This window comes from Fertoeibacter niger (assembly GCF_009380135.2).
GTDB classification, from domain to species: Bacteria; Pseudomonadota; Alphaproteobacteria; order Rhodobacterales; family Rhodobacteraceae; genus Fertoeibacter; species Fertoeibacter niger.
On sequence record NZ_WHUT02000020.1, the window covers coordinates 38,144 to 49,301 of the forward strand.

At 57.3% G+C, this 11,158-nt stretch carries 11 protein-coding genes, 1 tRNA gene and 1 pseudogene; 7 read left to right on the forward strand and 6 right to left on the reverse strand.

The window, feature by feature from the left end:
- Positions 1–8 precede the first annotated feature (8 nt).
- The 5 genes and pseudogenes from GEU84_RS20375 to GEU84_RS20395 form a co-directional block, all read right to left on the reverse strand.
- On the reverse strand, positions 9–716 hold the full coding sequence (locus GEU84_RS20375) for a DUF3780 domain-containing protein (RefSeq protein ID WP_217438619.1): 708 nt from the start codon (positions 714–716) through the stop codon (positions 9–11).
- Positions 670–3,804, reverse strand: coding sequence for a DUF499 domain-containing protein (locus tag GEU84_RS20380; protein ID WP_152828752.1), 3,135 nt, complete (start codon positions 3,802–3,804; stop codon positions 670–672). The genes GEU84_RS20375 and GEU84_RS20380 overlap by 47 nt, the downstream gene beginning before the upstream one ends.
- Before the next feature lie 91 nt (positions 3,805–3,895).
- Positions 3,896–4,318 carry a type II toxin-antitoxin system VapC family toxin gene (locus tag GEU84_RS20385; RefSeq protein WP_152828753.1) on the reverse strand — a complete coding sequence of 141 codons (423 nt, stop codon included), beginning with the start codon at positions 4,316–4,318 and terminating at the stop codon, positions 3,896–3,898.
- Positions 4,319–4,321: 3 nt separating this feature from the next.
- Positions 4,322–4,564, reverse strand: a complete 243-nt coding sequence (locus GEU84_RS20390) for a FitA-like ribbon-helix-helix domain-containing protein (protein WP_152828754.1) — start codon at positions 4,562–4,564, stop codon at positions 4,322–4,324.
- An 82-nt stretch (positions 4,565–4,646) separates the two neighbouring features.
- Positions 4,647–5,543, reverse strand: a pseudogene (locus GEU84_RS20395) (tyrosine-type recombinase/integrase); the annotation flags it as partial.
- Between the two features lie 172 nt (positions 5,544–5,715).
- Between GEU84_RS20395 and GEU84_RS20400 the strand changes: the two are divergent.
- From GEU84_RS20400 to GEU84_RS20430, 7 genes are all read left to right on the forward strand, one after another.
- Positions 5,716–6,444 carry a hypothetical protein gene (locus GEU84_RS20400; protein WP_152828761.1) on the forward strand — a complete coding sequence of 243 codons (729 nt, stop codon included), beginning with the start codon at positions 5,716–5,718 and terminating at the stop codon, positions 6,442–6,444.
- A gap of 11 nt (positions 6,445–6,455) precedes the next feature.
- Positions 6,456–6,764 carry a hypothetical protein gene (locus GEU84_RS20405; protein WP_152828755.1) on the forward strand — a complete coding sequence of 103 codons (309 nt, stop codon included), beginning with the start codon at positions 6,456–6,458 and terminating at the stop codon, positions 6,762–6,764.
- Between the two features lie 87 nt (positions 6,765–6,851).
- Complete coding sequence (locus GEU84_RS20410) at positions 6,852–7,505, forward strand: TIGR02594 family protein (protein WP_152828756.1); 654 nt, start codon at positions 6,852–6,854, stop codon at positions 7,503–7,505.
- Positions 7,506–7,518: 13 nt separating this feature from the next.
- Entirely contained in the window at positions 7,519–7,692 is a 174-nt protein-coding gene (locus GEU84_RS20415; RefSeq protein WP_174540088.1) for a Pam3-gp28 family putative phage holin, read from the forward strand.
- Positions 7,693–7,880: 188 nt separating this feature from the next.
- Positions 7,881–8,270 carry a hypothetical protein gene (locus GEU84_RS20420; protein WP_152828757.1) on the forward strand — a complete coding sequence of 130 codons (390 nt, stop codon included), beginning with the start codon at positions 7,881–7,883 and terminating at the stop codon, positions 8,268–8,270.
- Positions 8,271–8,279: 9 nt separating this feature from the next.
- On the forward strand, positions 8,280–9,434 hold the full coding sequence (locus tag GEU84_RS20425; protein ID WP_152828758.1) for a hypothetical protein: 1,155 nt from the start codon (positions 8,280–8,282) through the stop codon (positions 9,432–9,434).
- A gap of 79 nt (positions 9,435–9,513) precedes the next feature.
- Positions 9,514–10,848, forward strand: coding sequence for a hypothetical protein (locus tag GEU84_RS20430; RefSeq protein WP_152828759.1), 1,335 nt, complete (start codon positions 9,514–9,516; stop codon positions 10,846–10,848).
- A gap of 183 nt (positions 10,849–11,031) precedes the next feature.
- On the opposite strand, the gene GEU84_RS20435 is transcribed toward GEU84_RS20430, so the two are convergent.
- A tRNA-Met gene (locus GEU84_RS20435) sits at positions 11,032–11,108 on the reverse strand.
- Positions 11,109–11,158: the final 50 nt, after the last annotated feature.

Below are 11,158 nucleotides of genomic sequence, written 5' to 3' on the forward strand. Positions count from 1 at the left end.
AATTCTCCTCATTCGGCCGGGGTGGGCACAAAGAAGAGTCCAGGCCCTTCGTCCTTCCGCGACTTCTTTTTCGTTTTCGCCTCAGCAAAGGCCGAATTCTCACGAGGCTCCAATTTTCCGCGCCCAGTGACGGCACCAAGATGAAATGCATCATTCCGGGTTCCAAAGCACAGCGCCTGCCGCAGCGCGCCCCGCCAGCCCATTCCAGCTTGGTGGGCGAGGCCAGTAGCTGCAGCGGTCATCGTATACAGCCACCAGCGCTCTTCAGGTTTCAGTCCGTGCCAGTTGCGAATGGCAACACCGATCTCTTCCTCACGCACGTCGGGCAGCTCAACCGCCCAGAGCAGAACGAGCAGCTCCTTGCCAAACAGCCGCTGAACAGCCGTTTGATCCGATCCCCAGCGTCCGACGGGCTTATCATCTTGTTTGAGGCGACGGTTGAATTCAGTGCGAAATTCGGCCGAAATTGCATCCCAAACAGCCTTTTCCGCTTCGCAGCGAAGGATAGTTTCAGGTGCCCATTCTGGCTCACGCGCTGTAGGCGCGCGGCCGTACACTTCGAACACCTGCACCTTTGCATCGCGCCCCTTGGTCAGTTCGACAAGGAATGCGTGCTCCTGATAGATGTCGGCACAGTCGAAGTTGGGCAATGGGGCGGCCATAATCGGGTCAATCCTGTTTCCATTCGACGCGGTCGAAATCCAGCGCCATGTCATCACAGAAGGTCATTAGATCGCGTCCCGACGGAAAGGCAACTGAGGAAAGTTGCAGTGTCACAAGTGGTTGTTCTGCCGCGAGAAGCGTGGCGAGCTCCTTGGCACTACGGTCCAGTTCGGAGGCGTCGATCGTGACATCGCGACCGAACCGAAGTGTGAGATAGTCGTCCTCGGTCCGTTTACCCTTGACCTCGACTGACCCACCTTTGACCTTTGCTCCAGCCATCTTGGACAAACGATCCAAGGCAGTGAAAGCTTGAGCAGTGTCCCGGGATTGGAACCGCGAGGTCATGGTCGCAGGAGAGTCGGGCTTAACCGGCGTCTTCTTTGCATTGGGATCAAACTCAAACCCATCAGGCGCTAGTCGCGCCGTTTCTTCAAAGCTGAACTTGCCGTCAAGTTCGACCAAGGCCCGAACCTGCGTCGCTCCACTAGGCGCGTCGATCTCGCCGGACGATACTGGTGAAGCGATGCGGGGATCTGTTCCATCGAAACTTACCCGAATGTTCGCTGCCCTGGGCACTCCCTGAAGGGTCAGGCGCCAAGCGGCAGCATTTCGCTTCGCGTCAAGTTTGACCCTCAGCGGTGCGCGCCACTCACAGACATCACCCGTGGATGCCGACCCAGTACTGTCGACCGCAAGAAACCAAGCCGCAGGCGCGGCAGTTTCATAAATGCGACCGTCCAGCTTGGCCGCTGTCTTAGGGTCGGGCGGACCTGCCTCCGAAACAAAGACCGTATCTGCATCTTCCGGCGTCACGTTCACCTGAAACCGCCCAGAAACCATTGGGTCAGGAGCAAAGTCATCAAGCCGAGCGGTAACTTTGGTCACCCGCAGCCATTTTTTCGCGATCAACCCTTCTTTCTCACGCCAAAAGCCGCGTCGGATCGACTCGCGAAGAAGGCTATCGAGACCAGCCCTCGGCAACCAGAACCAAGCAGGACGCACCGCAGCATTTCGCTCCAACGAAGATTTCTGAACAGCTTCCGCGTCAAACAGAATTTCTTCGGCGTCGAGACGAAGGGTCTCGAACTCCTGTTCGAAACGATCGCTCGGGACGAACTTGCCCCGTTTCACCAAAGTTTCAATAATCTGCAGTTCGCCGGAGTAATCGTTCCGTTCGAACTCCATGCGAAAATCATCGATTGATCGAAGGATGCTGCCTTTGGACCGATCGCGTTGAGGGAAGATGATGCTTTTGAACGTTTCCCTCAACGCGCTTGTGAACGCTGCCGCCTCTCTGGATTTAAGGCTGTCAAGCTCTGCTTTCTGAGGCGAACCATCGCCATGGCGAACTCGGATTTGCTCCTCAACTTTTGCTATTGCACGCTGACGACGGGCGCTGTTCTTCAGAGTCGTGACCGCGTTTCGGTCGGCTGTAAGAACCAATACACGATTTTGGTGGTCTTGCCCCTTCCACCACTTGTCGAACTCCTCCGGAAGCTTGTCGGCCGGTCGCTCCAGAATGATGAGCGTGGGCCGATCGGCTTCGAGCTTGATTTCGTCAAGGGCCGGTAGGATCGCCATACGTTCAGAATAGAGTTGCCCAGATCGGGGTTTGAATACCTCAGTCAGTTTTTCGCGGAGGGTCTGCGATACCTGCTCTTCTGCGATATTCGAAGCTATTTCGGTGACTTCAGCGGTGACATTGGCCGTTTGGCCAAAGAACACTCTCTGGTCGACCCCCTGGAACATATACCAAGCTTGGCCCTGCAGTCGGTTTTGAGCAGTCTTGATCTCCGAAACTTCGAGTAACGGGTCGGCAAGGCATTCGATCAATTCGCCATCAGTAAGGCCGCGAAGGGGTGCTTCAGCATTCGAAAGCGAAGACGTCAATAAGACTTTCGCCACTGACGAGGCGGTTTTGTTTCCATCAGCCGCATCAATTTTTTCAGCAAGAGCATTCCCGCGGTCCGATATGTCTCGGGAGATTGCATTTGTATAAGCAGCGTTGATCTTTCGAATTTCTTCGAGTGTTGCTTGATCGTTGAAATCCAGATGTTGGAGACCAATCAGAAATACATTTCCATCGCTTTGAAGAGCTCCACGGGCAGCAAGGCGCAAGAGCCGGATCAACGCCCGGGTTTTCTGGTATCCACGATTCTCCGAGAAGCGCGCAACGAGATCACGGATTGAGGGATGGAACGGGTATGTCTCTCGAATTCTCTCAATAAAGGTCTCAGGCGCCGTTGGAATTGTATCGACACGTTTCGCCTTCTGAAGCGCTGCAACATAAGCCTGTGCAACTTCATCGATTCTCTGCGGATCGGGAAGCGTGTCAAACAATCGCTTTCGAACAATTGCGAACACTTCACCGGAGTTCTGCCTTACAGGAGTGATCGCCTGCGCGTTGCGATCGTAGTGCTTGGTCAGATTTTCAATGAGCGTCCGAAGCTGCGCGGAACCATCCAAATACACATCGTCCTTCAAGTTTGTCACGACGACACAGGCGCGGGGACAACGAGGCAAGGCGTTAAAAAGGCGCTCAAGTGCGCCGATAGTAAGATCACCTAACGTGCTTGCCCCAACGGGCTCGCCTTGGGCCATTTGAAGGTAGCTGGGAAGCTCGTCGAGAAGGATCAATACGGGTTGGTCGCCCAGTATGTTGATCCACTCGTCCACCCCTGGCGTCCTCGCCCCTGAGCGCCAAAAGGGTGCCATCACATCGCCTTTACCAAGCGCGTCAGCGATATGCCCCCAAAGCAAATTTTCGGGGTTCTGATGACCGTTGAATATAACGACTTTGGCTTGGCCAAACTCGTTCCCCGACGCAATGTTCGGAATTACCTCCCGCCTTAGCCCCGGGTCCTGCGCAAGTAAGCCAAAAGCAATCAGGCTGTGTGTTTTGCCTCCACCCATTGCTTGGGTAAGATAGAAAGCGCCATCTTCCGACCTACCAGCCAAACGCTCAAATCCACGAGCGACAAGCAGGCTCAGCCCTTCAGTGAAGTGATTTCGGCGAAAAAACTCACGCCCATCGATCTTCCCTCCAGCAAAGTCCTCAATTTGCGCGACCTGCTCGACTAAGCTATCGCTGCTGATTAATGCGCTTGGGGTGCAAAGCTGCTTGACGGACTGTATTGCCATTTTTGACGATCACCTGATGTATGCGCTTGAGTGCGGCGAACAGACCACACTTTCTCGTTGAGAGGAAGGAGCCCAAGATGTTGCTAGCCCGTCATGCAGCATCCCACGGGTTAATGACGCTTATGCCAGGACCCTCAAAGTCCTTGACGTTTCGGGTCGCAATAGCCGCACCGCAGGCACGAGCGATCGCGGCGATCTGGCAGTCGGCATCCATGATCGGCTTACCTTTTGCTCTGCGTGCGGTAGCTATTTCTGCGTAGCTTCGGGCTGCTGAGCTATCGAAGGGCAAAACTCGGGTCTGAAAATCCTGATCGATCATGGCGTCGATGGCCAGTTGTAGCCGATCGCGGCGCTGGCCATCGGGAAGGATCGCGACGCCGGTGCGCAGTTCCGCTTCGGTGATTGCCGAGATGAACAGATCGGCCGCTTCATGTTGGCCGAACCAGTCCAGGACGATCTGGGCCGGTTCGACGCGCATCAGTTCCGAAATCACGTTGGTATCAAGGAGGATCATCGATCACTCGAACTCCGGCGTCGGCCGCATCGCGCTGCGCTTTGTTGGCGAAAGGTCAATGCCGCCCAACGCCGCGAACCGGGCATGGATGGCCTGGCCGAGGTTCTTCGGGGCGCTGGGCTGTCCGACAACCTGCCGCAGGATGTCGCGCGCCTCCTCCTCCATTGAACGGCCATGCTCGGCCGCCCGTACACGCAGGCGGCGCTTCACATCATCGTCGAGGTTTCGAATCGTTATGCTTGCCATGGCACCCTCCGGTTGCAATGCCAAAGCTAGGCAATGATTGCAATGCAATCAAGCAGCGATTGCCCGATTGACTGCTGATCCACTATCCTCCGACCACCTTCAAACGGGGCTTGAGCATTTCCCCCACGGCGTTCACCCCAGCCCGCAGCGGCGAGTCGATTAGGTGGGCGTAGCGCTGGGTGGTGCCGATCTGGGTGTGGCCCAGCAGCCGCCCGATCATTTCAAGTGAAGCCCCGCCTGAAACCAGCAGAGAGGCGAAGGTGTGGCGCAGATCATGGATGCGGACGTCGGGGATTTCGGCCTGCACGCGCATACGTTCCCAGAACCGCTTGAGGTCAACCACCGCTTGGCCCGGCACATCGCCTGGGAAGAGGAAGCGGCAGCCTTTCGGCACGGCATCCCCGCGCAGGCGTATCAGGGCGACCGCCTCGTGCGAGATAGGCACGCGGTGGACGCGGCGCTGCTTGGTGTAGGCCGCCTGCTTGGTCCAGATGGCCAAATCGAGGTTGAACTGGTCGAAGGTGGCAGTCCGGGCCTCGCCACAGCGGGCCCCGGTCAGCATGCACAAGCGGATGATCCCGGCGGCGCGCTGATCGGGATCGGCGCACATGGCGTCGGCGAGGCGCTGGATTTCCTCGAAGGAGAGGAACCGTTCGCGCGCGGTTTCGGGGCGCTTGCGAAAGCTGGTGGCGGGATTGTCGGTGCGGATTTTCCACGTCATCGCGAGGCTGAACATCTTTCGCAGCACCTCGCCCACGCGATTGGCTCGCACCGGGGTCGGCTTGAAGGTCTTCGGCGGGGGCTTTGGTTTGGCCTGTTTCGATTTGAGGGTACGAGGCACCTTGATCGGCTTCGTGGTTTTCTTCCAGACCCGCGGCCGTCCTGCCGCAACCTTGGTCAGCAGCCGGTCGACATCGGTCGGCGTGATGTCGGTGACCTTGCGCGATCGCCATTCGGGCAGGACCAACGTCTTGAGCAGCCCTGATGGCGCAGCCTTCTTTGAGGCGATCACCATCGACCGCAGCAACGGTCAGGTCGAACTGCCGCAGCCCATCATACTGCCTGGCCTGGCCGCAGCCCCTTCCCCGCCGCCGACGGGGAAGATTGCCGTCTATGCCCGGAACCGCGCAGGCGCACCGTGGGTCGATGTCATGCGCCCGTCCGGCCGGGATTTCCCGCTGCAGCCCCATTTCGGGGTTAACCGGATTGCGAACTGGTCGCCGTCGGTCACCACCACGATCACCACCGAAGGGCTGCCGATCACCTCCGTCGGGACGGTTTCGCACCCAACGCTTGCGGCCACCAACCTTGCGGCCAGCATGCGGCGCTGGCGTCTGACCTCAGCCGCAGTGGTAGATTCAGTCGCAGAACAGCGCTCGGCCGGGTGGGCTTGCTGGCGGGGCAATGCTGCAGGCCTCGGCGGCTGGACCTTCGTCACCCGCCTATCGCTCACCACCCTGCAGGCAACGGGGATGGGATTTTTCGGTCTCTATGGTTCCACCGCCGCGCTGGCCACCACTCTGACGCTGGCCACGGTGCTGAACTGCATCGGCATCGGCTTCCAGCGCGGCACCCATGCCAACTGGCAGCTGGTCGCCAATGACGGCACTGGCGCACCGACCCTGACTGACATGGGCGCCAGCTTTGCGATCGCGACCGGCGGGGTGCTGACGCTCTATGTCGCCGCAGCACCGAACGCGGCGGTGGTCTGGGTCCGGTTGGTCAATGAGGTCACCGGCGCCGTGTTCGAGGCTGAAATCACCGCCGATTTGCCCGCCAACACGCAGTTCCTCTCGCCCCGCCTCTACCTGAACACCGGCGCCACAGCGGCGGCGGTCGCCTACGACTGTTCAGGCCTATACGTCGAAACCGATTATTGAAGGACAATCCCATGGATGAGAAAACCACGATTTTGCAGGAAGTTGGCGCGGCCTTCCGTGACCACGGCGTGACCGCGGCCATCACAGCACTGGTCGGCGGCACGATCGCCCTGCTGGCCGCGGTCACGCGCAAGGCTTTCACGAACGATGCGATGCTGGCCCGGCTCGACCGGGAGCTTGAAGCCGAACGCGACCGCGCCGATCGCCAGCGGGCCGAGGACCGCGACGACGATGCCGATCGGCTGGAACGGATCGAGACCGATATCCGCGCCATGCGCGATCTGATGTTTGAGGCTTTCCAGCGCGGCCGCACCGACTGACCCAACCACCCACCAATTCGATCCACCCCGCACCCGCCCGCAAGGCGGGTTTTTTCATGCCCGAAGACGGGCGAAAGGAGCCACCCCATGAACACCGACACCCGCGATCCCCTCCGCCTGATCCAGAGCGGTTTGGACAAACTCGGCCATGCCCCCGGCGCCATCGATGGCCTCTGGGGCCTGCGCACCGCACGGGCAATGAAAGCGCTGCTGGCCGCGAACGGTCGCGCGGCATCGGTAGCACCGCCCGGTCCGCTGCCCTGGATCACCGAGGCGAAATCCGCGCTCGGGCGCCACGAGGCCCGCGACCGGTCTTGGCTGATGGACTGGCTGATGCGCGACGGCCGGTCTCTGGGCGATCCGTCTAAGAACCCGTGGTGCGGGGATTTCGTCGAAACCTGCATTCGCATGGCCCTGCCAGACGAGCCGCTGCTCGGCTCGCTGGGCACCAATCCTTACTGGGCCCGGCATTGGATGCTCTTTGGCCGAGAGGTGCAACCGATCATCGGCTCGGTGCTGATCTTCGAACGCGGCTCCGGCGGCCATGTTGGTTTCGCCATCGGCCAGGACGACGCGAATTTTTACGTGTTGGGCGGAAACCAATCCGACGCGGTCACCACCGCCCGGATCGTCAAGTCCCGCCTCCTCGGCGCGCGCTGGCCCGCAACCTGCCCACCCCGCCTGCAGCGCCTGCCGACGATGAAGCCGGGCGAATTCCTCGCAACCACCAATGAGATCTGAAAAGGAAAACACCATGCTGAAACCTGCAATCCTCGCACTGATCCGCCAACTCCTGACCGTCGTGGGCACCGCGCTGGTGGCCAAAGGCTACATCCAGGCTTCCGATGTCGAACCGGTGATCGGAGCGCTGCTGACCATTGGGTCGGCGATCTGGTCGGTAGTTGACAAACGAAGCCGCCAAGGCTGATAACAAACGAAAAATGAGACCAAGCATGGTGCTTCTTCGATTCGATTGTCCGGTAGTGGGCAGTTACAGTTTCGTAACTTGCTGCATCAACTGTTTAAGTGATCGGTTGGCGAAAATGGCCAATCATGCAAGACTTGCTGCAGTGCGAAAAGGTAAGGTCTTTGCGTTTTGAACAATTCTCGGAGTGAATGATGGCGGATGAATCTGATAGTGTCGTTGCTAAATACAATTCTGGGACTGCAGACAGTGATGAACTGAACTTGGCAATTCGTGATGCGTGGCGCTCAATCATCAACGATCCTGCTGAACGCAAAAGTGTGGCAGAATTGCTTGGAGCTGATGAGGGCGAGTTTGATCCTGAGCAACCGCCTTTTGAGGCCGATCAAACTTCTTCTGGGTTAACTGGCGGCGAAGTCTTGATCGCGATGGCCACTGGGTTTGTTCTTAGTGTTGCCAAGGATGTCGGTGGCCAGTTAGGCAAGGAAGCGGTTCGGCGGATTAGGGAAATTTGGACAACCCACGTGTGGCCTAAGGTCAACCCGCCCGGCAGCAGCAAACTCGGCACGGAAAGGGACTGAGGACTCAGGATGTCGCTTCGACCGGCTGAGAGAGCGGCGCTGTTACTCTGGCTTTGTGCGGCGCGGAAACTGGACCCCGATTGCTGTTCTTCTGACGATCAGGCCACACGTAACTTGGTTGATGCAGCCTTGAGTTGCATAGACAATGGGGCCAAAACAGCTGCCGTTGATGTTGTAGCTGATGATGACATTTCACCGTATTTATTGCGGATTGCGGATGCTTTGTGCTCGTTGGGGCAGAACAAACCAGATCGACCGATTGAGCTAGCAGCCGCAGAGGCTCTACTGCGCCAAATAGCTGATTTCGTAGGAGATTTTGATGGAGAGAGCTCGATCACAGGTGAGCGAGGTCGAACTGCAAGTGGCATACTCGAGTTAGCTGGGATTATAGAGGCGCGGATTCGAATTCTCATTGATCCGACAAATCGACTGATTCGAGAGATACCCAGCATTTTCTATGTGACAGCCTTCTCTGAAAGCCCTCAGGAACTTGCTCCCTTCCGGATGAACGGTGGAACTAATATTAGTTGTTCTCCACGGGTGGTTACGTTGGTCTTTAAGTTTGAGGGAATTACCTCACTAGATCTATGGCATCTTGCTTACACACTGCATCATGAGCTTGTTTGTCACACATTTCAGGGAGCATTTGGTGGAAACGGCTTAAGGAATGCGCACGCTAGTTCCCATTGGACTGAGGGTTGGATGGACACAGTTGCGCGTGATCTTGTGCTCGAATGGCTCAAACATGGTGAGGCACCTATTAATTGGCTTCCCTTGAGAGGCGATGCAGCCGAAGCAGCGGTGTGGTCTTTCCACAACAGCCGTTATGAAGCTCCGATAGGCCTCAAAAAGGACCAGATCCTGTCGCGAAGCCGAGCTCGCGAGGCGTGTAGGGCTCTGTCAGACATACTTAGTGCCTGCGGCATGGCCTCCTCAGTTGACGAGGCAAAGGAACTTTCCAGAAAGTTCTCACTTTCGGTTAACTCTCACGCTCATGCGGACTTCAAACGGTTGGACAGTCTGGGTGCGAATTTAAGAGTAGCTTTGCTAAACAGGGTGCGGGAGGAGATCGCGGTCGAAGCTGCGAGGGCGTGTTTAGCTTTCATCAGTCACAAGGACCTCACCAAACTTGAGGCAGACGTGTCTAGTATAGCTCAGGGCTAGATAAATGCCGTTCATTCCGACCTTGACATTTCGGGGGAATAACCCCATTATAGAGCACTGATAGCGATAGGAGGCGATCATGCAGACGGCTGAGCGGGACATGTCAGCGAGAGTGAAGCTGCTTGGAGGCCTGCTACGGCTTGATGCTATGCGGCCGAGCGGCTTCACAGCACAGGATCTCTCAGATCATTCTGGAGTCAAACGAGAAACTGCAAGGGAGTTCATCCGTGAGTGCGGCTACGCGGAGGTTGTGCCAAGAGACGATGTTAGCGGTCAGACGGTCGGTCGGCCAGCTCGCGTTTACAGGCTCCTACCCGAGGGTCGCAAGGATGTTGCCCAGCGTCTAGGTATAGTTCGTCGGGCAGCTGACGGAGAGCTTTCGTCTCCCCTCAAGAGAGACGAAGGACTGTTCGCTCCCCTAATTTTGGTCGAAGCGATCCTCGACGAGATGGAGCGTGCCGATCAGCGTGATGAAGATTGGTTTTCTCGCTTGCATGAGGCTCGGCTCGAGCTTCGGAGCGCAGAAGCGGATATGCATGTTCTTCTCACACAAGGCTCGGAACATTCAACAGCATTTTCCCATCAGCTTACCTCACTTCAAAGGCGCTTGACTGTAGTTGAGCAGCTTGAGACTCGCGAGTCCATCGACCCTTCTCCATTCGAACCGAAGTTTGACCCTTTCAGTTGGCTAGGCGAGCATTTTGGTCAGTGGCTTAAGTCAGGAACGACGCTGAGCGATGCAACCTCTGCGCTTGGCCGGGGAGTAGTGCTCTTAGACGGAATTGAGGGAGAAGACCCAATTTCCATCAGGATGCTCGACGCCTGCCACAGACGCAATGTGCCTGTGGCAGCCTTTGACGTTGCAGATATGGATGCGGCCCAACGCACACGGCTCTTCGCTGGCCTAGAAGGTCTTCGGACCTCTACGCCTTTGGCTGTTTGTGACTTGGTGCTAACAGTTGATGGGCGTACTGAAGTAGGCCGATCTCTCGCGTGTGAGATTGGAGAGCTAGCTAATCCAACACGGTGGAATGCTATCGTGAAAGTAGCAGACCTCGACCTCCTTTCGCTTCGGCAGCACTATCTGACCGAGGGAACAAGCATGCTCAAGTCTGTCCAGGAGCCGAGTGCCGAATACTCAGTACGCAAAGCGACGGCTGGACGTCTCGTTTCGGCGCTTTTGGCAATTGAAGCCGCTGAGAGCGCTAGTGAGGAGAGTGGAATTCCGTTCCCTTGGGCAAAAGATGAGACTGGACGCTTGAGAAATGCTGCCAAAAGACTACTTGGATCGGTCGTTTGCGTCGACGCACAGCACAGCACTGAGATGGCGGCCTCACTTGCGGCGTGCTCGGTACGGTATTTTGATGAGACGGAAAGCACACGATGGATCAATGCAGGTAGTGGCTCCGTCTAACGAAGCGCTATCAGTCAGGGATTGCATCTTGAGGTTCGTAAAGTTGGCAGGTCGCAGGAAGCGGCCTGCCAACCTCCAATTTCAATTTGAACCGTTTTGTTGACCTATTGTTGACCTGAGTTTCGGTCATGCAAAAGCCCCGTGGTGAGGCGGGGCGTAGGGCATTGTAATCATTCAGGATTTTGGTTGCGGGGGCAGGATTTGAACCTGCGGCCTTCAGGTTATGAGCCTGACGAGCTACCGGGCTGCTCCACCCCGCGCCGATGTGGTTTGGTTTTTGATCGTTTTGAGAGGCTGCGTTTCTTACCAG